Annotated in this window: 23 protein-coding genes; 17 read left to right on the top strand and 6 right to left on the bottom strand. The window is 51.8% G+C overall.

Annotated elements, in window-relative coordinates; translation table 11 throughout:
• Window positions 1–93: 93 nt before the first annotated feature.
• Window positions 94–942, top strand: coding sequence for a PfkB family carbohydrate kinase (locus E1N14_RS20825; protein WP_025009229.1), 849 nt, complete (start codon window positions 94–96; stop codon window positions 940–942).
• Between the two features lie 331 nt (window positions 943–1,273).
• Here E1N14_RS20825 and E1N14_RS20820 read toward each other — a convergent pair whose 3' ends face one another.
• From E1N14_RS20820 to E1N14_RS20805, 4 genes are all read right to left on the bottom strand, one after another.
• Window positions 1,274–2,581 carry an ATP-binding protein gene (locus E1N14_RS20820; protein ID WP_025009230.1) on the bottom strand — a complete coding sequence of 436 codons (1,308 nt, stop codon included), beginning with the start codon at window positions 2,579–2,581 and terminating at the stop codon, window positions 1,274–1,276.
• Window positions 2,581–3,276, bottom strand: coding sequence for a response regulator (locus E1N14_RS20815; RefSeq protein WP_025009231.1), 696 nt, complete (start codon window positions 3,274–3,276; stop codon window positions 2,581–2,583). The genes E1N14_RS20820 and E1N14_RS20815 overlap by 1 nt, the downstream gene beginning before the upstream one ends.
• Before the next feature lie 113 nt (window positions 3,277–3,389).
• Complete coding sequence (locus E1N14_RS20810) at window positions 3,390–3,845, bottom strand: CC0125/CC1285 family lipoprotein (RefSeq protein ID WP_062793347.1); 456 nt, start codon at window positions 3,843–3,845, stop codon at window positions 3,390–3,392.
• Window positions 3,846–3,860: 15 nt separating this feature from the next.
• Complete coding sequence (locus E1N14_RS20805; protein ID WP_044735470.1) at window positions 3,861–4,649, bottom strand: MipA/OmpV family protein; 789 nt, start codon at window positions 4,647–4,649, stop codon at window positions 3,861–3,863.
• A 147-nt stretch (window positions 4,650–4,796) separates the two neighbouring features.
• Here E1N14_RS20805 and E1N14_RS20800 point away from each other — a divergent pair, with 147 nt between their 5' ends.
• Genes E1N14_RS20800 through E1N14_RS20790 form a run of 3 tightly spaced genes read left to right on the top strand, consistent with a single transcriptional unit; the run spans window position 4,797 to window position 6,383 of the window.
• Window positions 4,797–5,501: an MOSC domain-containing protein gene (locus tag E1N14_RS20800; protein WP_062793348.1), complete on the top strand. Its 705-nt coding sequence runs from the start codon at window positions 4,797–4,799 to the stop codon at window positions 5,499–5,501.
• Between the two features lie 17 nt (window positions 5,502–5,518).
• Window positions 5,519–5,854, top strand: coding sequence for a DUF4870 domain-containing protein (locus E1N14_RS20795; RefSeq protein ID WP_037436274.1), 336 nt, complete (start codon window positions 5,519–5,521; stop codon window positions 5,852–5,854).
• Window positions 5,855–5,900: 46 nt separating this feature from the next.
• Window positions 5,901–6,383: a hypothetical protein gene (locus E1N14_RS20790; protein ID WP_025009233.1), complete on the top strand. Its 483-nt coding sequence runs from the start codon at window positions 5,901–5,903 to the stop codon at window positions 6,381–6,383.
• Here the strand turns inward: E1N14_RS20790 and E1N14_RS20785 are convergent.
• Together E1N14_RS20785 and rsmD are read right to left on the bottom strand one after the other, a co-directional pair.
• Window positions 6,374–6,676, bottom strand: coding sequence for a DUF1145 domain-containing protein (locus tag E1N14_RS20785; protein WP_044735467.1), 303 nt, complete (start codon window positions 6,674–6,676; stop codon window positions 6,374–6,376). The genes E1N14_RS20790 and E1N14_RS20785 overlap by 10 nt on opposite strands.
• On the bottom strand, window positions 6,673–7,260 hold the full coding sequence (gene rsmD, locus E1N14_RS20780) for a 16S rRNA (guanine(966)-N(2))-methyltransferase RsmD (RefSeq protein ID WP_025009234.1): 588 nt from the start codon (window positions 7,258–7,260) through the stop codon (window positions 6,673–6,675). Before rsmD ends, E1N14_RS20785 begins: the two co-directional genes overlap by 4 nt.
• Before the next feature lie 225 nt (window positions 7,261–7,485).
• Between rsmD and ftsY the strand changes: the two genes are divergently transcribed.
• The 13 genes from ftsY to E1N14_RS20715 all read left to right on the top strand — a co-directional run bounded on the left by ftsY (window position 7,486) and on the right by E1N14_RS20715 (window position 24,542).
• Window positions 7,486–9,192 carry a signal recognition particle-docking protein FtsY gene (ftsY, locus tag E1N14_RS20775; protein ID WP_062793349.1) on the top strand — a complete coding sequence of 569 codons (1,707 nt, stop codon included), beginning with the start codon at window positions 7,486–7,488 and terminating at the stop codon, window positions 9,190–9,192.
• A gap of 3 nt (window positions 9,193–9,195) precedes the next feature.
• Window positions 9,196–9,888, top strand: coding sequence for a cell division ATP-binding protein FtsE (ftsE, locus tag E1N14_RS20770; protein WP_025012145.1), 693 nt, complete (start codon window positions 9,196–9,198; stop codon window positions 9,886–9,888).
• 3 nt (window positions 9,889–9,891) lie between these two features.
• Window positions 9,892–10,857, top strand: coding sequence for a permease-like cell division protein FtsX (gene ftsX, locus E1N14_RS20765; RefSeq protein WP_025012146.1), 966 nt, complete (start codon window positions 9,892–9,894; stop codon window positions 10,855–10,857).
• Between the two features lie 170 nt (window positions 10,858–11,027).
• The gene (gene rpoH / locus E1N14_RS20760; RefSeq protein WP_025012147.1) at window positions 11,028–11,885 is read left to right on the top strand and encodes an RNA polymerase sigma factor RpoH; all 858 of its coding nucleotides are present in this window, start codon (window positions 11,028–11,030) and stop codon (window positions 11,883–11,885) included.
• 168 nt (window positions 11,886–12,053) lie between these two features.
• Window positions 12,054–12,500 carry an IS200/IS605 family transposase gene (gene tnpA / locus E1N14_RS20755; RefSeq protein ID WP_025012174.1) on the top strand — a complete coding sequence of 149 codons (447 nt, stop codon included), beginning with the start codon at window positions 12,054–12,056 and terminating at the stop codon, window positions 12,498–12,500.
• 221 nt (window positions 12,501–12,721) lie between these two features.
• Window positions 12,722–14,896: a catalase/peroxidase HPI gene (katG, locus tag E1N14_RS20750; protein WP_062793414.1), complete on the top strand. Its 2,175-nt coding sequence runs from the start codon at window positions 12,722–12,724 to the stop codon at window positions 14,894–14,896.
• A 414-nt stretch (window positions 14,897–15,310) separates the two neighbouring features.
• A complete protein-coding gene (locus E1N14_RS20745) occupies window positions 15,311–17,467 on the top strand; it encodes a hypothetical protein (protein ID WP_062793413.1) in 2,157 nt (718 codons plus the stop codon).
• Window positions 17,468–17,477: 10 nt separating this feature from the next.
• Window positions 17,478–19,409, top strand: coding sequence for a toxin-antitoxin system YwqK family antitoxin (locus E1N14_RS20740; RefSeq protein ID WP_062793412.1), 1,932 nt, complete (start codon window positions 17,478–17,480; stop codon window positions 19,407–19,409).
• A 207-nt stretch (window positions 19,410–19,616) separates the two neighbouring features.
• On the top strand, window positions 19,617–19,964 hold the full coding sequence (locus E1N14_RS20735; RefSeq protein ID WP_025010732.1) for a hypothetical protein: 348 nt from the start codon (window positions 19,617–19,619) through the stop codon (window positions 19,962–19,964).
• Between the two features lie 175 nt (window positions 19,965–20,139).
• Window positions 20,140–20,469, top strand: coding sequence for a type 1 fimbrial protein (locus E1N14_RS20730; protein WP_025010733.1), 330 nt, complete (start codon window positions 20,140–20,142; stop codon window positions 20,467–20,469).
• Between the two features lie 197 nt (window positions 20,470–20,666).
• Window positions 20,667–21,200 carry a fimbrial protein gene (locus E1N14_RS20725; RefSeq protein WP_025010734.1) on the top strand — a complete coding sequence of 178 codons (534 nt, stop codon included), beginning with the start codon at window positions 20,667–20,669 and terminating at the stop codon, window positions 21,198–21,200.
• 56 nt (window positions 21,201–21,256) lie between these two features.
• Complete coding sequence (locus E1N14_RS20720; protein ID WP_238336419.1) at window positions 21,257–21,979, top strand: fimbrial biogenesis chaperone; 723 nt, start codon at window positions 21,257–21,259, stop codon at window positions 21,977–21,979.
• The gene (locus E1N14_RS20715; RefSeq protein ID WP_247600970.1) at window positions 21,936–24,542 is read left to right on the top strand and encodes a fimbria/pilus outer membrane usher protein; all 2,607 of its coding nucleotides are present in this window, start codon (window positions 21,936–21,938) and stop codon (window positions 24,540–24,542) included. The genes E1N14_RS20720 and E1N14_RS20715 overlap by 44 nt, the downstream gene beginning before the upstream one ends.
• Window positions 24,543–24,547 lie beyond the last annotated feature (5 nt).

Genomic DNA, 24,547 nt, shown 5'->3' with positions numbered 1-24,547 from the left:
ATATCACCTCTTGTGGCCTTTGTTGTTGGCTGCGCTGCATTTAGTGTTTGCCCTGGGGTAAGATGGGGTCATTCGTTTCTGTGGACTATTTCTATGGCCAAGATTTTGCTCGTTGCCAACCTTAACTGTGACCGAATCTTATTGCTGGATAAACCCTTGCGTACCGGAGGTAGATTCCATTATCAGGATGGTGGCCAACGCTTGGGTGGTGGTGGCGCCAACACTGGCATAGGGCTGGAATGGGCCGGTCATAATGTGGCTCTGGTCAGTCAGGTTGGGCGAGACGAGATGGGCGATTGGCTGCTGGCCGAAGCCAGTACCCAAGGGCTGGATTGTCGCAGGGTGCAGCGGCGAGCAGGCAATACCTGTGAAATGTTGTTGGTGATGACCCCGGATGGCGAGCGCACCATTATCCGGCCGCAGCGGCCGATATTTGAATTGCCGGCGCCGCCCAAGTGGTCGCAGTGGGATGCGCTCTATATCAACTCCTCTGCCGAAGGGGCGGTCAGTTGGGCGCGAACCGCGCTGGAACACACTCTGGTGGTGGCACAATTGGCCAAAGATGACAGGCCAAGACCCTGCCATGTATTGCTGTCTTCGATAACCGATATGCAAGGGCGCAGCGAGCTCAGCCCCTGGCAGTTTGGGCGTCAGATAGCCGGTGATGCACTTAAATACTTTATTGTGACTCAAGGCGAGCAGGGCGCGGTGTTATACCAGGAGAGTGGTGAGACGCTGATAGCGGCGGTTCCGGCGAAAGTGGTGGATACCACGGGGGCCGGTGATGCCTTTGCCGCCGGGCTTATCCATGGTTTGGTATCGGGAATGGCAGTGGAACAGGCCATGAAGGAAGCCGCTCAGTGGGCGGCTTTCGCGGTTGCCTCGGAAACCTCGATTCCGGGAGACGCCTTGCGTCAGTACCTGCAAGCACAGCAGGATTGAGCTTGTCATAAAAATCCCGCATCAGTGTCATGCCGCTGTCATCAAGTGGGCTTAATCTTGCTGGCGATCTTTGGTTAGAGCTCAAGGGCTCTTCGGGTTTCTCCCTTCTTGTTTATTTATGTGCTAACTGGCTTGCCCTGCTCTTGAAGCAGGGCTTTTTTAATCCTGTTGCCCAAGGTTCGAGGCGATTGTCATCCCGCTGTCGCCTCTGTGTCATGAATGCGTCACCTAATAGCCCCAATATGTGCAGCGAGTCTTCTTTATGGCGCTGTGATTCGCCCGCTGATTCCCAACTGGTTTGCTGGTGCCCCGTTTCTTAACGGGGCTTTTTTTAGCTGCTTTGGCAGCTTGTTGCCGGTCTGGGTAACCAGATATCGAAACTTGGGCCACCGTTTGCTGTGTCGCTGACGCTAATGTCCCCACTGTGCTGGCGAATGATCTGGGCACTGATGGCCAACCCCAGGCCGTGCCCGCCGCTGCCGCGATCCCGTGATTTGTCTATGCGAACGAAGGGATCAAAAATGCGCTGTTTATCTTCATCCTGAATCCCTGGGCCATCGTTGGCAATATGCAGCCAGATCCTGTCAGTGTCGCCGCTGAGCCTTATGCTGACGCTTTGGCTGGCATAGCGGTAGCCGTTGCGGATGATGTTGCTGACAGCTCGGTGCCAGAGGCGCAGATCTACCATGGCCTCCAGTGGTTCTACCTTGGTGAGTTCAAGGGCGATATCGGTTTCAAACTGAAGGTGGGCAATCAACTCCTGCAGCGCGGTATCCAATGATTGGCAGCTCAATTGTAATGGCGCCTGACGTCGCTCCATTCTGGCGTATTGCAGCAACTCGTCCACCATGGTGCCGAGTTCATCCAGGTCCTGATGTATGCCTTCCAGATAAGACATTTGCTCCGGGCGCACGCCGGAATCGTCCAGCATGTCCAGATTGCAACGGATCCTGAATATAGGTGTACGCACTTCATGGGCAACGGCATTGGTGAGTTGTTTGTTGCTGTCGATGAGTTTGGCTATCTTGTCAGCCATCTGATTGAATGACTGGTTCAGATGCCCCACCTTGTGCCAAACACCTGTCTTGGCCCGTACTTTGAAATCTCCATTGGCAAAGGCACTGTGAACCCTTTCCAAGCGGCGCAGACGCCGGGCCAACAGGTAGAGTAGTACAAAGTTGATAAAAGCCAACACGGGAAACAGCACCCAGAGGGCAACGGATTCTTTGAAATAGTATTCCTGCCAGAAAGGAGCGGACTCATCGCGGCTGATGGCATACACCTTATCTGAACCCTGGAACATGATATAGGAGATATCCTCTTCCATATCTTTGACGTAGTGCCGGTTGTCTCTCAGGATCTGTTTTTCTTCAGCCGACAGCTCGGCCGAGTCCAAAGAGATGACCCTCAGCTGTTTGTGCACGTTGCCTAGCACCTGCTCAAGCGAGGCCTCAGCGCTGGCAACACCCTTGGCGGCCGAGATTTCAGACAACAGCTGGCTCAGTGACATATTGGTGCGATCCAGATAGTCGCTTTCCCACTCATCGGAGGAAAAGAAGTCCAACTGAAAGACAAAAATGATGGAGGTGAAAAACAGAAACACCAGCACCAGATAGGAGAAGATAAATAGGCGCTTCATTACCACCTATCCGGCACAAATAGATAACCCTTGCCCCTTACCGTGATTATCTTGCGTGGCAAACTGGGGTTGTCGCCTAATTTTTTACGCAAAATCACTACCTTGTTATCTATGCTGCGGTCTATTCCGTCGTACTCTATGCCGCGGGTTTCTTTGACCAGAAACTCCCGCGACAGTATTTCATCCGGATGTGAGCTCAGCAGCCACAACAGGTCGAATTCGGCAGTGGTGAGGTTGACCTCTGCCTGACTGACGGCGCAGAACTTGCGGGCATTGTCCAGATAGAGTTCACCAAACTGACGTTCACGGTTGCTCTCTGTGACCGCGCTTTCCTGCCGTCTCAGTAACATGCGGATCCTGGCCAGCAGTACCCTGGGCTGAATAGGTTTATTGACAAAGTCATCGGCGCCCATCTCCAGAGCTGCCACTTGATCCATGTCATCTTCACTGGCGGTGAGGATCAGTATCTTGCCTTGGTATTGGGCCCGGATTTCACGGCAGATACTCAAGCCATCGTTTCCCGGCAACATAAGATCCAGGATCACCAGCTCAGGTTGACGCTCGAGTATTTGCTGGCAGGCACAGTTGCCATCGTCTATCCGCTCTACATCGAAATGTTGGTTCCTGAGGTAATTGGTCAGAAGGTCACTGATCTTATTGTCGTCTTCTACGAGTGTTATGCGAGTGTTTGCCATTTCCTGCCGATAAGCTTGTGGATCAAGATAAAGCAAAATTAGCACCCCGATTACATAAGTGACAATTTGATTGGCATAAAGGGGGACTCAGTCACCCCTTTACCAGTGACCATTCAGTCTTTAACGCTGACATTACTGAGAATATAGCTGACTTCATAAACCCGGGTGCCTGGATTTTCCAGCTTCTGGTTCAGGCCGGTGACTTCCACTATCACTGAGGTTTCCCTCTCAATCGAGTTGGAGCCCCAGAGCCAGCTATTGTCATTGCGACCCACACCAAAAGTATTCACCGCATCCCTGTTGGTTTGTTCGCTGTCCAGGGTGAAGAAGGCAAATCCCCCTTGCTGGCTCAACTCTGCCGCTTTGCGCAGAATGTATTTGCGGGCCAGGGCCCTGTCAGTGTTGTTATTGCCGACAAAACTTATTTGCCAGGCATTTGAGGCAATTTGGGTTGTCTCAAAGCCTTTGCCAAAGGTCCAGAAGGATTTCTGGGTGTCATAAGGGGTAGCACAGCCACTGACAACTATGGCTAAGCCTGCGGCAAGCAAGAGGTTTTTAAGCGATTTCATCCAAGGACCTCAGATTCAGAAGTAATAAGTCAGTGCCAGGTTGGCGTTCCACTGCTGTTTGCCATCAACAATCGGCGAGTCGGCAATGGCGGAATCCAGGTAGCTGTAGTTGCTGCTTTGGCTGAGTTCGAGATGTTCCCCCAGAGGCACAATCAGCTTGTAACCTGCGTTGTAGGTGAAGGCTTTGCCCGGTTGGTAGGCCTTATGCTGCTTATTGGCTTCAGCCTTGCTGACTCCGAAGTAGTACTGGGTAAAGTCACTGCTCAGGTAGCTGACGCCGGCGTAGGGAACGACACTGCCCCAGCCCAGGTTCAGTGGTACGGCGTAACGGACCTGGCCGATAAAGCCGTTGTATCTGTTGGTTACGTCATGTTGTACCGAGGTGGACAGAGTACCGAATCCCAGTTGGGTATCCAGGTTGATACCCAGATCGCCACTCAGTTTACGTTCATGGATGCCGCCAAGCGCTGCCGCGTCTGAGTCTTTCAAGGCAATACCCGGACTACCCAGGTACACACTCAGGTTGAACAGATCTTTATCATTGCCGAAGAAACGGTAGTTGATATTGGCCAGTGAGGCGTTGAAGTCCTTGCCGTTATAACCCAGGTTACCGAAGGGACGCAGCTTGGAATCGACGCCTTGATAGAGTTCGCTGCCCTGATAGGCACCGGCAGAGACAAAGAAACTGTTTTCATGGCTGTAAATCTGGCCATTACGGATATAAACGTCAGTGTTGTCCGCCAAGGCGGCACTGCTTACTGCAGCCCCAACAAGGGCCAGGGCGCTGAATCTGAATGCTTTCATATTACTTCTCCTGAATACATAAGAAATCCCTGGTATTGTCCTCGGCGTCACGGCCATACAATAGCGCCGCTTTGTATGGAAATGTCCGTGATCTGTCCCGTAAGCTTGGAGTATGATCGGGCTTTGGCACCCGAAGGGAGACGTAACGTGACCAAGTGTTTGATTGACAAGATTTCTGGGCTGTATGCCGGTGATGAGCTGACATTCAGGGACAAGCTGGCAAGCGGGATAGATAACAAGTCTCGGATGGAGACGCTGGAGGTTTTCGGCGACAGGGTTGCGGGTGATGCCCAGGCGGATCCAAAACATCATGGCGGCCCGGATAGGGTACTGCATCATTTCCCTCGCGAGCACTATGGCCACTACCGGCGCATGGGACTGATAACTTCGGGGCAGGATGCACCTGCCATGGGAGAAAACATCAGCAGTGTTGGCCTGACCGAGGCGGATATTCATATCGGCGATATCCTCAGCTTTGGCGAAGTCGAGCTGCAGGTCACCCAACCACGTTCCCCCTGTTTTAAGCTCAATCACCAATATGGCCAGCGGGACTTTGCCCTTGCCATGCAGCAAACGGGTATGTCAGGTTGGTTCTATCGGGTGCTGAAGCCTGGCATCATAAGCTGTCAGGATGCCATGATACTGAAACAAAGGCGTACCGATATCAGTGTTGCCGAGGCGATGAAGCTGTATTTTCGCCCCGAATTTGATGCGGCCGCCTATGACAGGCTGCTCAGTTGTGAAGGTTTGGCGGCCAGCTGGGTTGGCAGCTTGCAGCGCCGACTGGAGCGGGGCAGCATAGAAGACTGGCAGATGCGCCTCTATGGCCCGGATAGTTTGGCTTTGAACTGAAAAAGTTAGGAAACAACATGGAAAAACAGGAAAGAGACATGGGAATGTTGGTGCACCTGGCGAGTTTTGCCGGTTACCTGATCCCTTTCGGCACTATCTTGGGGCCGTTGATCGTTTGGTTGATGAAACGGGAAGAGTTTGAATTTGTCGATGTTTGCGGCCGTAATTGCCTGAACTTCAAAATCAGTATGATCATTTACACCATCATCAGCCTGATCCTGATCTTTGTTGGCATAGGTTTGGTGCTGGTGGCTGTACTGGCGATTTTCGATGTGGTGGTGACCATAGTCGCAGCGGTCAAGGCCAGTGAGGGGGTGGAATACAAGTACCCCTTGGCAATCAAATTCCTGTGATCCCGGGCCATCCATAGATGGCCTTGTTGCTGACAGCGGAGGAGCAATGCGAGCCTTTTTATCCGGTATCAATAACTTTTGGGTCGGTCTGGTGTTCGGGTTGTCACTGCCGCTGTTGTTGATCGTGCTGACGCTGAGCGTGACCCTCTATCAACTCACTGACTTTGCCAATGATGTTGCCATAACCCCTCTGTATCAGCGTGGAGAGCAGACTTTAGCGCGGGTCGACCAACTGCTGGTGACTCTGGATCAACGACTCAGTGATGACGACCCAGGTTTATTGGCACCATTTAAGCAAATAGAGTTGTTGCCTGAGCTCAAGTTGTTGGCTCTCAGTGTTGCCAAGTTACAGGTTGAAGAGAACCAACCGGCTCTCTCTGCTGTGAAGGCTGAGCTGGCGACTCAACTCGATGCTTCCCTTAAGCAAAGGTTTGCGACAGCCGAGGCTGAAGCCCTGAGCCAGCATTTGCAGCAAATTCTGGAAATATTGGCCAAGGGTAAAGAGGCGCCTTTGCCGCCTCAATCCTGAGTGTTTGCCGAGGTTTCTGCAGCCAGTTGACTCAGCGCTCGTTGGCGGTAATCCAGCAAGGCAAACACCCCGAATAGAAAGGCGTTGAGATAGTCTTTAGCCTTGAGCGGCAACAACTGACAAAATATCGTGTGAAATATCAGCACCTGCAGCCCATGCATCATGGCGGTTACCCCGAGAAGTATGGTGAGTATCACGCCGATATTGCCTTCAAACGGGCTGAACAGGTTGAAAAACATCAACACCCAAGCCAATAGGGTCGCCAGTTTTCCCAACACTAATACGGCTTTCATGACTCTATTCCTCCCGGGAAGCGATACAGGCGGTAGCTGACCTGGCCGGCCTGCTTCTCTTTCAATGCCTCCCAGTCAGCCGGTATCGGCAACTGCTGCAATTCTGATTCCACTTCGAGATAGATAAGGGCGCCTGGGTTGAGCCATTGATGCCGGGCCAGCAGGGTTAGGGTTTGCTCGGCCAGTCCCTTGCGAAAAGGGGGATCGATAAACACGATATCGAAACGGCGATCGGCAGGGCGCGCCAAACCGGCCAATACATCGCCGTTGATGACCTCGGCACTGTCGCATTTTAGGGTTTGCAGATTCTGCTGCAGTTGCTGAGCGGCGGTTTTTTGCAGCTCATAGACTCTGGCAAAAGCGGCATAGCGGGACAGGGCTTCCAAGGCAAGTGCGCCACTGCCACCGAAACAGTCCAACACCGAGCTGCCACTGAGTTCACCTGCCAGCCAGTTAAAAAGAGTTTCCCGCACTCTGTCTGTGGTTGGCCTCAGGCCTTCCAGATCCTGGATGGGTAATTTTCTCGAGCGCCATTGGCCTGCGATAATACGAACCTGACCGCTGCCCGGTCTATTTTTGGCCATCTTGCCCCCGTGATTTTGCCTGAAGAAAGAAAGTGGTAGACTATGCCACCTTAAAAGCGTCGCTATTTTATAACAAACTCAGCCGAAAAGGTGAGATGAAGCTAAAGCCCTTTATCGCTCGGGAATGCCCATAATAGGCCCCGCTGCTCCAGGGAAATAGTTGCGACCTCAAGCGGGAGCCCGGCTCCTGAAGATCCCCCACGATGTTGAGCACTGGTAGCACTGATGGCAAAGAAAGGTTTTTTTTCCTGGTTTCGTAAAGACAAAAGTAATGACGAAGCCGAGCAGGCGGCCAAACTCGCCGAACAACAAGCCGCAGAAGCCGCGGCCGAGACCGAACGTTTAGCTGCTGAAAAGGCGCAGGCCGAACAAGCCGAAGCCGAGCGTATTGCTGCTGAAAAGGCACAGGCTGAACAGGCCGAAGCCGAGCGTATTGCTGTTGAAAAAGCGCAGGCAGAGCGGGCTGAAGCCGAGCGTATTGCTGTTGAAAAAGCGCAGGCAGAGCGGGCTGAAGCCGAGCGTATTGCCGCTGAAAAGGCGCAGGCGGAGCGGGCTGAAGCCGAACGTCTGGCTGCTGAAAAGGCACAGGCTGAAAAGGCCGAAGCCGAGCGTATTGCCGCTGAAAAGGCACAGGCTGAAAAGGCCGAAGCCGAGCGTATTGCTGCTGAAAAAGCGCAGGCAGAGCAGGCCGAAGCCGAACGTTTGGCAGTTGAAAAGGCACAGGCAGAACAGGCAGAAGCCGAGCGTCTGGCGGCTGAAAAGGCGCAGGTGGAGCAGGCCGAGGCTGAACGTTTAGCTGTTGAAATAGCCCAGGCAGAGCAAGCAGAAGCCGAGCGTTTGGCGGCTGAAAAGGCGCAGGCAGAACAGGCCGAAGCCGAACGTCTGGCGGCCGAAAAAGCGCAGGCAGAACAGGCCGAAGCCGAGCGTCTGGCCGCTGAAAAAAACCAGGCCGAACAGGCTGCCGAAGAAGCTCAACCTGAGCCACAGGCAAAACCTGCTAAAGAGGGCTTCTTTGCCCGCCTCAAGCGGGGGCTGATGCGCACCAGCGAAAATATCGGTAGCGGTTTTATCGGGCTGTTTCGCGGTAAAAAGATTGATGATGACCTGTTTGAAGAGCTGGAAGAGCAACTGCTTATTGCCGACGTTGGGGTGGAAACCACCAGTCGGTTGATCTCCAGCCTGACAGATCATGCTTCACGCAAGCAGCTCAAGGACGCCGAAGCCTTATATGAATTGCTGCAGCAGGAGATGCTGGCGACGCTGGAGCCTGTGAGTGTGCCTCTGGTGCCGGATAATGCCGCCGGGCCTTTCGTTATTTTAATGGTGGGGGTCAACGGCGTTGGCAAGACCACTACCATAGGCAAGTTGGCCAAACAGTATCAGCGCGAAGGCAAGTCTGTCATGCTGGCAGCCGGTGATACTTTCCGCGCCGCTGCGGTTGAGCAGCTGCAGGTTTGGGGCCAGCGCAACGATATTCCTGTGATTGCCCAGCATACAGGTGCCGATAGCGCCTCTGTGCTGTTTGATGCCCTGCAGGCCGCCAAGGCCAGAAATGTCGATGTGTTGATTGCCGATACCGCAGGTCGTTTGCAGAACAAGAGCCATCTGATGGAAGAGCTGAAGAAAGTGGTTCGGGTGATGAAGAAACTGGATCCGGACGCTCCCCATGAAGTGATGCTGACCCTGGATGCCAGCACGGGCCAGAATGCCATCAGTCAGGCGCAGTTGTTCCAGGAAGCCGTCGGGGTTACCGGTATCAGTATCAGCAAGCTGGATGGTACCGCCAAAGGCGGAGTTATCTTTGCCATTGCCGATAAATTTGGTATTCCTATTCGTTACATAGGCGTGGGAGAGCAGATAGACGATCTGCGTACCTTCAATGCCAAAGACTTTATCGAAGCCCTGTTCAGTCAGGAGAAGGCGGATAACTGATATATGATTCGATTTGAGCAGGTCAGCAAAATTTACGCCGGGGGCCAAAAGGCACTGTCTGATGTGAGTTTTCATCTTCAGCGGGGCGAAATGGCCTTTCTTACCGGGCATTCCGGGGCCGGTAAGAGTACCTTGCTCAAATTGATCACAGTTATTGAGCGCGCCAGCGCCGGCCGGGTATGGATCAACGGCCATGATATCGCCGGTATCAAGCGCGGCCATGTGCCTTACCTGCGCCGCGATATCGGGATGATTTTCCAAAGCCACCATCTGTTGATGGACCGAAGCGTGTTTGACAATGTGGCGCTGCCCTTGGTTATCGAAGGTTTTACCCTGGGGGAGATCCGCAAGCGGGTAGCCGGTGCTCTGGATATGGTGGGTCTCTATGGTAAAGAGCGCCATAACCCCATCATGCTTTCGGGCGGTGAGCAGCAGCGGGTAGGCATTGCCAGGGCGATAGTCAACAAACCCCCTCTATTGCTGGCCGATGAACCTACGGGTAACCTGGACCCTAAGCTGTCCATGGATATTCTCAGGCTGTTTGAAACCTTCAACGATGCGGGCACCAGCGTGCTGATTGCCACCCATGATCTCGGTCTTATCGCCAGAATGAAATACCGCACCCTGACCCTGAAGCAGGGGCGGATGATAGGTGGTGAAGAACTGGGGACCAGCCCCATGAGCGCTAAGGAATAAGCTATGTCTGCCCAGCCTTCATTGACCCGCAGTAAACTCCCGCTTTCCGGCCGGATAGTGATGTTCTTTATCCGCCATATACAGCATGCCATGGCCAGCATGGGTGAGTTGTGGCGCAACCCTATCTCATCGCTGATGACCATGGCTGTGCTGGGTGTCAGCCTGAGTTTGCCGGCCGCCTTGCAGGTGCTGGTAAAAAATGCCGAAACCATTACCCAATCCTGGAGCAGCGCGGCACAGATCTCCTTGTTTATTGAGGGGAACCGCTCAGAGCAGAGTATTCAGAGCCTGCTGGCACGGATAAAGGTCTACCCGGAAATAGACGAGGTCGACTATATCAATCGTGACGAGGCACTGGCGGAGTTCCAACAGCTGTCTGGTTTCGGCGAGGCGCTCTCCTATCTGGAAAGCAACCCTTTGCCGGCGGTGATCAGCGTTATCCCCACCGAAAAGTATTCCAGCCCCGCAGGCGCCAGAGAGCTTTTGACCAAGCTGGAGCGTGAGCCTGAGGTGAGCTTTGGCCGTCTGGATATCGAGTGGCTGGAGCGCTTACAGGCGCTGGTGCGCTTGTTGGAACGTACCGTGCTGGCGTTGGCGGCACTGCTGATCCTGGCTGTGGTGCTGGTCATAGGTAACACGATTCGCTTGGCTATCATGAATCGGCGCAGTGAAATTGAGGTCATGAAGCTGGTCGGGGCCACGGAAGCCTTTATTCAGCGACCCTTTCTCTACACCGGCATCTGGTATGGTGTTATCGGCGGTATTCTCGCCTGGGTGATAATCAACCTCTTGGTCTGGTACCTGGATGGGGCGTTGGCCTCGCTTTTGGGCCTGTATGGCAGCCAACTTGAGATGCAGTCCCTGACCTTTGTTGAGCTGCTGCAGATGATGGCACTGGCGTCATTTTTGGGTTGGTTGGGGTCTTTCCTGTCGGTGCGCCAACACCTGCGAGCCATAGAGCCTCACTGATGTAAAAATGAACTTATCTTCACTTGCATTGTCCTATTTTCGGGGTAAAAATAACCCCAGATGTTGGATACGGCGTTGACAATATATGTCAATTGACCGATAGTGCATCGGCTCATCAGCGTTTTTTCGACCCGAAATGAGCATCAAAGCAGTAAGAAACAGGAGCGTGAATGACTGATCAAACGCAATCAATGGCACTGATGGTTCCCCAGGGGAGCAGCAGTCTCGAGGCCTATATCCATTCGGTAAACAGCATGACCATGCTGGACGCCGAGCAGGAGTATGAGCTGGCGAAGCGTTTGCAGGAAACCGGTGATCTGCAGGCGGCTAAGCAACTGATTATGTCGCACTTACGTTTTGTGGTGCATATTGCCCGCGGCTATGCGGGTTATGGTCTGCCACAGGCAGACCTGATCCAGGAAGGCAACATAGGCCTGATGAAGGCGGTCAAACGTTTCGACCCTGATGTGGGTGTGCGTTTGGTGTCTTTCGCCGTGCACTGGATCAAGGCTGAAATTCATGAATATGTGCTGAAGAACTGGCGCATAGTTAAAGTCGCCACCACCAAGGCACAGCGTAAGTTGTTCTTCAACCTGCGTAAGGCCAAGAAACGTCTGGGTTGGTTCAGCGATGAAGAGGTCACTATGGTGGCGGAGAATCTTGGCGTATCCAAACAGGATGTGACCGAGATGGAGTCGCGAATGGCGGCGCAGGATCCGGCCTTTGACCTGACCAATGATCACGATGATGATCATGACTTTGCCCCGGCGCTTTATCTGGAAGACCATTCTTCCGACTTGGCGGCCCAGGTAGAAAATGACAACTGGGAATCCAATGCCCAGAACAAGTTGTTGTCGGCGATCAAGACCTTGGATGAACGCAGCCAGCATATTCTGCGGGCCCGTTGGTTGGACGATGAAAAGACCACACTGCAGGAGCTGGCCGATACCTATCAGGTGTCTGCTGAGCGGATCCGTCAGTTGGAGAAAAACGCCATTAACAAGCTCAAGGCTTGTATGGACGTATAACGCAGTCAGCAAACTATTCAGTAAAACCCGCCTTCTGGCGGGTTTTTTGTTGTCACCCTAAAACCACCTCCTATGGAGGTGGTGATCGTCAAGTCGGGGCTCAGCCCGAAGAGTGCCCATACTGCATACTGACTCGGTTTGTTACCAGCAAATCAAGGAGTAAGCAGTATGAGCCGATATGAAAGTGCATCGCACGTCTTCTATCGCTGTCAGTATCACATTGTATGGACGCCAAAGTATAGACACAGGATCTTGAAGGGCCGAGTTGGACAGGAGGTTTGTCGCAGTATTTATATCTATAGCGGCATGAAGAAGTGCCGGATAGTAGAGCTAAATGTCCAGATAGACCATGTTCACTTACTGGTGAGACTTCCGCCAAGCTTGAGTGTCTCGGAGTACGTAGGTTTTTTAAAGGGAAGAACTGCGATAAGACTGTTTAACAAATTCCCTTACTTACGAAAGCATAAATTATGGGGTAACCACTTTTGGCAAAGAGGCTACTTTGTAGATTCAGTGGGAGCAAACGAAGAGATCATTCGTAGATATGTAAGGTATCAACAGAAAGTAGAGGCAGAGGAATCAAACGGCCAGATCAAGCTTGGTTTGGATGGGTAATTCTTTTAGCCCCCTTCTAGGGGGCTGTTCAAAGCCACCTGCTATGCAGGTGGATTTTTTACTTTCTGCCGAGGATGTGCCGGGTAAACCATACAAATTATATGGTTAAGAAATGCTTAACGGATTAGATATATACTCCTTGTTCGAGTATAAAAATTAGTCAGCGTATGATGTGAGAGTAAGTCTACTGTAATGCTTGTACCAATATGGAGATAACACCTATGACCGGAAGTAAGCCCTTGGGCAAATGTCCAGTAATGCACGGCGCCAACACATCCATAGAGCAAGACATCATGAAGTGGTGGCCCAAGTCGCTCAAGCTCGACATCCTCAGCCAGCACGACAACAAGACCAATCCCATGGATCCCGATTTCAACTATGCCGAAGCGTTTGCCAAATTGGACTATGCCGGCCTGAAAGCCGATCTTAGGGCACTGATGACCACGAGCCAGGACTGGTGGCCGGCAGATTGGGGCCACTATGGCGCCATGATGGTGCGCATGGCCTGGCATGCGGCCGGTTCTTACCGCATTGAAGATGGCCGCGGCGGTGCAGGTACCGGCAATCAGCGTTTCGCCCCTCTCAATAGTTGGCCGGATAACGTCAACACAGACAAGGCTCGGCGTCTGCTATGGCCTATCAAGAAGAAGTACGGTAACAAGATTTCCTGGGCAGACCTGATCATTCTCGCCGGTACAGTCGCTTATGAAACCATGGGGCTGAAAACTTTCGGCTTTGCCGCCGGACGGGAAGATATCTGGCATCCGGAAAAGGATACCTATTGGGGCTCGGAGGAGGAGTGGCTGGCCACCAGTGATGGCCCCAACAGCCGCTATTCCGGGGAGCGCGAGTTGGAAAACCCATTGGCAGCCGTGATGATGGGGCTTATTTACGTCAACCCTGAAGGGGTTGATGGCAATCCGGATCCGCTGAAGACGGCCAAGGACATGCGGGAAACTTTCAAACGCATGGCAATGAATGATGAAGAAACCGTGGCGCTGACCGCAGGTGGCCACACTGTGGGTAAGTGTCACGGCAATGGCCGCGCCGAAAATCTCAGCCCGGAGCCGGAAGCGGCCGGCTTGGAAGAGCAGGGACTGGGCTGGCTAAACCACAAGAGCCGGGGCATTGGCCGCGATACTGTGGTCAGTGGCATTGAAGGGGCTTGGACAACCCATCCTACCCAGTGGGATAACGGTTTCTTCAAGATGCTGTTGCAGCATGAGTGGGAGCTGAAAAAGAGTCCAGCCGGTGCCTGGCAGTGGGAGCCTGTGGATATCAAAGAGCAAGACAAGCCTGTGGATGTGGAAGACCCGTCCATACGCCACAATCCCATAATGACAGATGCCGATATGGCGCTGAAGGTCGACCCTGAATATCGTAAGATTGCCGAGCGTTTTGCCCAGGATCAGCAGTATTTCAGTGAGGTGTTTGCCAGGGCTTGGTTCAAGCTGACCCACAGAGACCTGGGGCCAAGAAGTCGCTATCTTGGGCCGGATGTGCCGACAGAAGAGCTTATTTGGCAAGACCCAATCCCTAAAGTCGACTACAGCCTGACTGCCAAGGATGTCGCCGACCTCAAGACAGAGATCCTGGCCTCAGGGCTGAGTGTGGCCGAGTTGGTGGCTACCGCCTGGGACAGCGCCCGCACCTTCCGCGGCTCTGACTACCGTGGTGGCGCCAACGGCGCGCGTATCCGTCTGCAGCCGTGCTGCGACTGGCATGGCAATGAGCCGAAGCGGCTGCAAAAAGTACTCAAGGTGTTGGAGGCTATCCAGTCAGGTTGCGGTAAGGAGATCAGCCTGGCCGACCTGATAGTGCTTGCGGGCAGCGCCGCAGTTGAGAAGGCCGCGAGGGATGCCGGGGTCAATATAGAGGTGCCATTCCTGCCGGGGCGCGGGGATGCAACCCAAGAGATGACGGATGTGGAATCGTTCGCCGTGCTTGAGCCTTTGCATGATGGCTTCAGAAATTATCTGCAGGCCGATTATCGGGTGACTCCCGAGCAACTCTTGCTGGATCGCAGCCAACTTATGGGGCTCACGGCCCCTGAAATGACAGTGCTCATAGGTGGTATGCGGGTGCTGGGTGCCAACTTCGAGGGGGCATTACAGGGCGTGTTTACCGACAGGGTCGGTGTTTTATCCAATGACTTCTTTGTCAATCTCACCGACATGCGCTATCAGTGGCGACCGGTTGCCGACAACCTCTACGAGATTGTTGAGCGTCACAGCGGCGCGGTTAAGTGGACCGCAACCCGAGTGGACTTGGTGCTTGGCTCCAACTCGATTTTACGTTCTTATGCGGAAGTCTATGCCCAGGATGACAACGGCGAAAAGTTTGTTCGGGACTTCGTCAAGGCCTGGGCCAAGGTGATGAATGCCGATCGCTTTTAACTGAGAGCCAATAGACAGTATATGCCCGAGAGACATCTGGGGGTTGGAGTAGTGCAGCGTATGTAGCTGTATAATTCCAACCCCAGTTTTTTTGGCGTTGTACGGACTTAAAAAGGCTGCAACCTGACGTCAGGGTGGAAATCTGCCGCAGGGAGCAGAAAACGCCGGTTGCAGTAAAACTATGAGTCAGCAAGACTCTAGCCGCAGGAAAGGGTTGGTTGCCTCAAATGAGGTGGGACTTATTGTGGATTTTTGGCTTGGCCTTAAATAGAGGCTTTTTCCCAAAGCTATTGGCGAATTTGCGACGTTTACCCGGCGAAATGGTTAAAGCCTGCGGGGATGGCAGCAGAATTGTGACTCAGGTTCTGGCATAATGCAGCGCTAATTTTTAAGTGTTCTTCTTCAAGGAATGAAATGAAGCAGTATCTTTCCCTCTTCGGCCTGTTATGGCTTTTGTCCGCATGCACCCCCAATTCCCATGTTGAATTTGACCCCAAAAAAGGCGATCAAGTTGATTACTGGGTACAGGCCAAAGCCACTATAGATATAGGTGGACGTCAATTTACTCAGGACAGCAACTCCCTGATGCGTTATGAGGTGATTGAGACCTCGCCGGCGCTAAAGCTGGAGCTGGTACCTAAGTATATGGCTATGTCAGGCGGCGGCCGGCCTTTCAGTAGCTTTGGCGCTACCGATGACAACCCCGAGCTGCAGAAGATGTTTTCCAAAGGCTTTGAAGTCACTCTGGATAACGACTCAGGAAAACTGCTGGGGTTTAAGGCCAAGGACGATGAAACCTGGCAAAAAATATTGGCACGCTCTGGCCCTGAGCTAATCAAACTTTTGGCCCCGGGAATGGATGCTCCCGGCGTGTTGCAGGAGATCCCTGCCAAAGAGGGTAGTAAGCTGACTCTTGAGGGGTTCAACGGCCAGCAAGCCGAATTACTGGTCACCAAAGTGACTCCCGAAACCGTAGACACAGAGTTGACGGCCGAAAGTGATGATAGCCGCCTGTATGGGCATATGCGCCTGGCCCGCGATAGCGGCTGGTTGCAGAAAATGGTGTTGGTGCTGGAAACTAAAGTCGAACTCAGGGGACGACAAGGCAGCAACCATATGTTGCTTGTCATGGAGCGTAAAGATCTGCTCGATCAAGTAGGTGATCTGAGCAATCGAATTGCCCCCGATTCTCTGGATAACTGGATTCCGATAGTGACCGCGCCGCCCAAACCTGTTGACGGGCAGGAGATCAGCGCCGAAGCCTTATTCCAATACGGCAAAGGAGCATATCGCGTCGAATCTAAACATCTCCAATTGGAGTTATTGCTCGCCGAGCATGAAAAAGAAGTTCTGGGAGAGATCACTTATCGAGACTTCAAGGCATTGGACGCGGAAGATAAACCTATTGAAATGGAGTTTGCCGTTTTAGGCCAATTTGGCCCCTATCAACAAAATGACAAGCTAGTCACCAGTACCGCCATTGCACCTCTGGGCTGGAACCAGCGAAACCAGTTTGAAAAAATATCCTCCTTCAGCGCCATGGCAGATTTTATGCCACTCGAACTGGTATCGATTTCCGGCCAATGGCAGTCGGGACAAGAGCAGCAACTGGCGTTTGACGGCGGTATTGTCACCATTACACCGATAGCGCAGCAGCCAGATGAATATCAGCTGCATTTCAGCGGCACAGATGGCTATTTGTTGCCATTTTTTGATGGGCTTGAAGGTGAATACCGTTACCAGACGCCAGAAATCGGCCCCAAATGGCTCAATAGTTTGGATCGCAGCATACTATTTAGCGGCGAGAATGGGTTTAGGGTGAAGTTGACCAACCAGCCATCAGAGGTGACCTTCTTTGCTGTGAAGAAGCAGCAACAATCGAGCTTCAGCCGTGAGGTTAGCTGGGTAAGCCGCGAGGCCTTTGCTGCCGATTACACCCTGCCTCCAATGGATAAGAATTACCTTTACAATGACACCGGCGAAGACTCTGCCGATTTTGACCCTATGAGTTTCTCGACCCAGGCCGATACGCCGCAAGGTGCCAAGTTGACCCTGCCACAGGACTGGGCCAGTGTCTGCCAACTGCAGATAGAAGGCGATTTTAAACAAGGGCCGTCATCCTTGGTGTGGAAAGCGAAGTATGACAAATGGAAGCCTGCGCAACTCCAGTACCAACTGAGTACAGAAGATGGTCTTCGCCGTTATTTCTATGGCCTGGAAATACCCAGTCATCTGCATTGTGATGGACGCCCGGTATGGCAGCCAATTGACTATACCCCGAGTGAGCGCGCCTGGCTGGTGCCTATCGAAGTATTCGGTGAGCTGGATCTGCAGCAATCCACGCGGCAGTTCCTTCAGCAGTACCATCTCTATAATGCCGATGGCGTACAACTGCCTTTGCTGGATATACACGCTCACTATCTCAATACAGACCATGCGTCCCTGAGCGAAGCCGTTATGGAAGACAAATACCTAAGAGTTGCCGATAGAGTGGAGCGTATCAGCAAGCTCGAATATCAGGGCGAACCCCTGGATATTCGTTGGGTCAACAGTTTCCCGCCACTGCCTTAAGGACAAGAAAATGCGTGTATTGATATTACTTTGTTGCCTGATGAGCTGGATGGCCAGCGCCGAGACAGTGTGGCTGAATGATGATTGGCAAGTGGTCGACCGTGAGCAACAGGCCAGTTTTTATGTCAAAGATCCTCAAACTCAGGATCAACACGGTTGGCAAACCACCATCTATTATGTCGGCTCGGATATCCCCAGATTCAAGGGCAGCTTTGCCAAGCCGGGTATTTTCCAAAATGCCTTAGGTAGTTACCGGTTCTTTCACAATAACGGCAAGCTGTCTTCCGACGGCAACTATAACAGTAACAGCGAGATGGAAGGCCCGATCCGCTTCTATGATGAAGACGGCATCCTGACCATGGAGGCCAGTTTTGTTGATGGTAAGCAGCGGGGCACTCAGAAAAACTTCTACAGTAACGGTCAGTTAGAGGAAGTCTATGAGCAATTGGGCGACAAACGCGTTGGTAAAGACAGCCACTATTACCAGGATGGCAGTCTGCAGGCGCAACACTCGCTGGTCAATGGGTTGCCGGAAGGGGAGCAACTGGAGTACTACCCCGGGGGGCAACTGCGTGAGCGCAGCATGTATCTGGCGGGTAAACTGACCGGTGAGCGCAAACGTTATCACCGCAATGGCGAGCTGTCTTACATTGATACCTTTGGCCCTAAAGGCCAACAGGGTAAAGCCTATGAATACTGGGATACAGGTGCCAAAGAGGCCGAGTATGTTTATGTGGATGGCCAGCGGCAGGGGCCGGCCAAACGTTGGCACAAGAATGGGCAACTCAGTTGGGAAGGCAGTTACCTGCAGAATCGAGAACATGGGGAAAGCCGTCACTACGATGCACAGGGGCAACTGACTCGAGTTGAACACTATCAGCAGGGCAAGAAGGTGGGCGAGCAGCAAACCTTTTATGCCAATAGCTCGCAGCTGCAGCATTTAGAGCGCTTTGACAATCAAGGCCAATTGGTCTTTGAGCAAAAATTTGCCGATGACGGCAGCAAGACCATGGAATTCAGCGCCCGTTTTGTCAAAGACAAGCAGATCCTCGACAGGCAATACTTTAAAGAGGGCAAGCTTAGCTCAAGAATGCAGCAGGATATGACCCGGGTGTGGACTCTGTTTCAGAAGTTTGATTCCAGTGGGGTTGTCATTGAACGAGAGGAGAAACTGAAAGGTAAGCGCGAGGGGCTGACTCTACAAAGTTATCAAGGGATTTGGGACGATGAGCCCTATATAGAAACCAGTTACTACAAGGAAGGTAAGCTCCATGGTGCCTATGAGAAGAAACTGGTTAGCGGCAAACTGTTGGAGCAAGGCGAATACGCCAATGACAAAAAGGTGGGTACCTGGACCTACCTGGATGCCGGTAATCGCAGCACTGAAGAGTATGACAGCCAAGGGCGTCTGCATGGTGAGGTGAAAAAAATCCAGGTGCATGATGGTCAATTGTTGCAACTGGCACATTACCGGCACGGGCAGCTTGAAGGCGAATACCAGACCTACAATGAAAAAGGCGAGTTGCAAGCCAAAGGAAATTATAGTCAGGACAAACGGCATGGCCAGTGGCAGTACCAGGAGCCCTATGAAACCCAAGTGTCCCTCTGGCAAGGAGAGTACCATCACGGCAAAAAAGTCGGCACTTGGCTGGCCCACTCTGCAGCAGGTTATGAACTGGGGCGGGAGCAGTATGACGCCAAGGGGCAGGAACAAGGCAGCTTTTACTATTTCACCGAAGACGGCTTATTGAAAAAGGTCGCCCGTTATCAGGACGGGAAAGAACATGGTGATACCGTGTCTTACATCATGGGTAAACCCTACTATATCCAGATGTTCAAACACGGCGAGTTCTTGGGGAGTCGTGATGTCGATGACGATGAGTCGTCGAAGGGAGAGGGCGACTGCGATAACTCTACCTCATCGCTGCTGTTTGGTTGTTAATGGATATTTTATTGTTTAAAGAGTGAATCCGCTCATTGGTCTGGCGGTATTCCGCCGCCATAAATCTATGTTTAAGGCCGCATCTGCGGCCTTTTTTATGTTTAGGTAAGCCTGATCAGAAAATTCCGATGACAACAAGGATGTTTCTTAACGACCTTGTTTTCATGTCCCTATACAGTGCAACCAAGATCTCTTGGGGGACTGCTTATGGATTTCAGAACATACAGAGAGTTGGCGCTGACAGCCGAGCCAGGCTGGGGCATCGCGTTTCTGAAACAAAATAAGTATGAAGTTTACCATCAGACTCTTTACTGGCTGATGGATGTTGGTTTTCCTGTTCCACTAAGAGAACTGCGTATCGAACGCTTGGCCGGGTGCGACATTATCTGTTGCCGTATTCTTCCCTCTCGCCTGGAAAGATTTCTTGAAAAACAGGAAATCGCTCTCTACAAGAGCGACAAAGAAGTTCGCTGGGTATTACCCAATCCGATATCAGCCCCCCAATATCGACGTTGGCAGGCGTCAGTACTCTTGCATTCTCTTAAGAGCTTTTGAGTTGTCATTCCTTCATTTTTACGAATGAATCTCTAATGTCAGCCATTAATTCACTAAGTTATTCTTTTTTGTTGAAAGGAGTCACTAAAATCAACCGTTTATAAGCTGATAACTTGTTATCAAGGTCATTTGAAACCACAATAAGAATCGTCCTACAAACTTCGGGCGATTACTTATGAGATACTCCTTCAGTTTTATCAGAACAACCCTGTTGTCTACAGTTTTGTTGGCCTGTGGCGGTTTTGCGGCTAACGCTGCCGACGGGCAAATAAGTTTTACTGGCTCAGTCGTCGATCCTGGTTGTGAGTTACAGCAACAAGGGATCAATTGTTACCAGTCCGAGAGTTCAGCTTTTCAATATACTGCCTTGCCTTTTGGGCAAACAGCACTCGCGCTTGATGTTGGAGAGAGCCTCTCATTGGTTTCCCCATCTACCAGATTGGATTTAATCGAGGTGAGTCGAGTTGCTGACGCGGAAATGCTGATCTCTGCCAGTTTCAACTGAGGTTAAAAAATAACTCCTTTCCCTTGGTTGTTAGTTTGTCGTCAACCAAGGTTGAGGGCTTTATATCTTTAAGATATTTCCTACATTCCCACACACTTAGTCCGACAGTTTGATTGTTTCCGTAATTCTAAAATAGCTAGCGAATTCGATAAGCGCTTTTATCGTTTTCTATAAGCATTATTTTAAAGGAAATGATCATGAAAAAACTTACCTTAGCCTTTGCCGTAAGCGGCGCATTATTGGGTTCTTCTGCGGCTATGGCTGCCGGCCCTAACACCATTACCTTCCAAGGCGAAGTCACTGCCGAAACCTGTGAAGTTACCATCAATGGCAATGCAGCCAATCCTGTGGTTTTGCTGCCTACAGTCAGCGAAGCTGATCTGACTGCCGCCGGCGCAACTGCAGGTGAAACACTCTTTACTCTTGGTGTTACAGGCTGTAGTGGTGCATCCGCTATCAGCACCACGACCAAGTTTGTCGGCAACAATGTTGATACAGACGGCAACCTGGCCAATACCGGAACTGCCACCAATGTTGCGCTGCAGCTGCTGGACGCTCCAGGTGGTGCTGCTATTGACCTGAATACAGATGTTGCAGTTACCGGCGTAGCTTTGGCTGCGGGTGAGACAGAAGGCTCGGTTGACTATGCCGTGCAATACATCTCTGTTGCCGGTGGTGCAACTGCAGGTACAGTTGCCGGCTCTGTACAGTACGCCATCAGCTACCTGTAAGTTATTCCCGGCCCATATCTTATGGGCCACTCTCTACCTGAATGGGGTCAACTACCGTGTCTTGGTTACGTCCAGTTTCTATTTTGTTACTCGTCTTGGTTAGTCAGTGGGCCTGCGCCAGCGTGGTACTGACGGGAACCCGGGTGATCTATCCCGGGGATGCCAAAGACCACAGTATTCAACTGCGTAACAGGGATAGTTTCCCCAATGTGGTGCAACTATGGATGGACATAGATAACCCTGAATCGACACCGGAAACGGCCGATGCGCCATTTGTGTTGCTGCCGGCAATTTTTAAAGTCCCGGCCAACGGTGGCCAGACAGTGCGTATGCTCTATACAGGCACAGCTTTGCCACAGGACAGAGAATCTGTTTTCTACCTTAACTCCCTACAGATACCTCCTTCCAACACGGCTGACAGTAGCAACAAGATGCTGGTCATGCTGCGTAATCGGAACAAGGTGTTTTATCGCCCTGAATCACTGACGGTCAGTCCAAGCCAAGTACCATCTATGTTGGCATTTTCCCTACGCCGTGATGCTTCGGGACTGCAGTTGGAAGTGCATAATCCCAGCCCCTATTTTGCCTCATTCAGCCAAGCAAGTTTGCAGGTGAATGAGCGATTGAGCTCAATACCTGTAGCCATGGTGGCACCTTTTTCCCGCATCAGTTGGCCCGTGGCAAACCTGATAGTGGAATCAGGAACCAGCGCTCAACTTAAATTCACTCTGATCAATGACCAGGGCGCACAGATCACTCAAGAACGCGTTGTCCGTTGAGGGAGTCTCGATGTTTAGATTTTACTCACAGAAGAAGTCTGCTCGGTGCGCTTGTATATATGCCTTGTTGTTTATGTCAGCACAGGTTATGGCCGATGAGGAGATAGAGTTCAGTTTTGATGAGTCTTTGCTGCTCGGACAAGGTTATAACACAGATATTCTGACACGTTTGGCGCAAGGGCCGGATGTGTTGCCCGGTGAGTACCAAGTTGATCTTTTCATCAATGGCCGTTTTTATTCCAGAGAGCAACTGCAGTTTTTTGCTTTGAGTGATGGCAGCGTTGAGCCCTGTATTGAAGAATCTTTATGGTTGGATGCGGGGGTCATGTCGGAGCATGTGCAACCTGCACCTGTGACCGGCAGTTGCAGTTTGGGCTATAGGGTCGAGGGTAACAGTTTCAGTTTTGACCCTGGCAAATTGCGTCTGGAACTATCGATTCCTCAGGCTTATATGAAGCGGCAACCCAGAGGATATGTTTCGCCAGAGAGATGGGATGCCGGTGAAACGGCTTTATTCATCAACTATACCGCCAACTACTATCGCTCAGAGAGCAGAGTTAGCGGCGGCACCAGTAGCGATTCCGGTTATGTTGGGTTGAATTCCGGATTCAATCTGGGATTGTGGCGGATTCGTAACCAATCAACCTACCAATACCGTGACTATGGTTATGGAGCCGGTTATGGATCAGACTGCCAATTCAATTCGCAGCGCACTTACGTCAGTCGTGCGCTACCGAGCTGGGAAGCCGAGCTGACCTTGGGTGAGCTTTATACCCGCAGTACTGTATTTGGCAGCATCGGATTCAAAGGATTTCAGATTCAAACTGATACCAGAATGTTGCCCGTCTCTCAGCGGGGATATGCTCCCGTTGTAACTGGTATCGCCCAGACGACGGCCAAAGTCGTTATTAAACAAAATGGTCGTGAGATCTATCAGACAACAGTTGCTGCCGGTCCATTTGAAATCAATGATTTGTATCCGACCAGCTATCAAGGTGACCTGCTTGTTGAGGTGACGGAAGCGGACGGTCGAGTATCCTCATTTACCGTGCCATTTAGCGCTGTACCGGGGGCCATGCGAGCCGGACAGTCTCAATTTGCCCTCTCTATGGGCAAGAGTTATGACACAGGGGAGGATGACTATTTTGCCGATTTTACCTATGAGTTGGGTTTATCAAATGCTTTGACCTGGAATGCCGGTGTTCGCTTGGCCGATGATTATTTGGCATTGAGCTCGGGTGGAGTTTGGAGTTCCAACATAGGCTCGTTTGGGGCCACAGCGGTTTACTCCCACTCGCGTTTGAGCCGAGAAGTGGGCCAAGATGAGTCTGAAGCTGGTTGGCGTTTGGGGCTTAATTACAGCCGAGCTTTTGACAGTGGCACTTCGGTAACTTTGGCGGGGTATAAGTACTCTACCGAAGGATATCGAGAATTGAGTGATGTGCTGCGCCAGCGGGAATATCTGGACAGTGGTTACGAATATCTTTCGGCAGATTACCTGCAGAAGACTCAGATGACCCTGAGCATGAATCAGAGCATGGGGGAGTGGGGGATCTTGTCGGTCTCAGGTTCCAAACGGCAATATCGCAATGGCCGTGAGGATGACGATCAGTATCAGCTTGGTTACAGCAATCAGTTTGGTCCTGTCAGTGTTAGCCTTAACTACGCCCGCCAATATCTGAGCATGGATATACCGCAGGAATCTTTTCTCCAGGAAGAGCGGATAAAAGATGATGTCTGGTCGCTGAATCTTTCCATGCCCCTTGGCGCTAGTAGCCATATGGTATCAACGGGAGCCAGTCACAGCAGTAGCTCAGGTGCCGATGACTATAGCTTGGGGATGTCCGGCACTTTGGATGATGCTCGCACTCTGAGCTACAGCATTAATGCCAGCCGTCAAGAAAACGATAGTTATAGTGGCAATAGTTTTGGTGCTTCTGTTCACAAACGCACCTCTTTGGCCAGCATGGGGGCCAACTATTCCCGCAGTGACCAATATCAGCAATGGGGAGCCAATATTAGCGGCGCTGTAGTGCTGCATTCCGGGGGCGTCACTTTGGGGCAAACCGTGGGCGATACTTTTGCGATAGTCGAAGCCAAGGGGGCAGAAGGCGCAAGCGTTAGAAATAGTTGGGGAACCTTTGTTGATGGTAATGGATATGCATTAATGTCTAATTTGTTGCCTTACAGAGAGAACTCAATTGGCCTTGAGGCTGGTTATATGGGCGACAATGTTGAATTGCTGAATACGCAACAGCAAGTTGTACCCGTTGCCGGTGCAGCTGTTCGGCTCAAGTATAAAACCCGCAAAGGCATCCCAGTGCTATTCATTTCCAAGTTAGCTTCCGGCGAAGCTGTCCCGATGGGAGCAGATGTGTTTGGTAGTGGGGGGGAAGTCTTGGGAGTTGTTGGGCAAGCTGGCTTGGCTTATGTGCGCTTGAGTGAATTGAGCGGCAGCCTTGTGTTTCGTTGGGGGGGAGTAAACCAGCAGTGTCAACTCAATTACTCGCTGGAAGAGCAATCATTACATAATTTATTGAGGATCCCTGCTGTTTGCGAATAGTAGTA

Source organism: Shewanella algae, assembly GCF_009183365.2.
Taxonomy (GTDB): domain Bacteria; phylum Pseudomonadota; class Gammaproteobacteria; order Enterobacterales; family Shewanellaceae; genus Shewanella; species Shewanella algae.
Note: the sequence above shows the minus strand (reverse complement) of the source record. Positions and strands in the feature narration are given on the sequence as shown.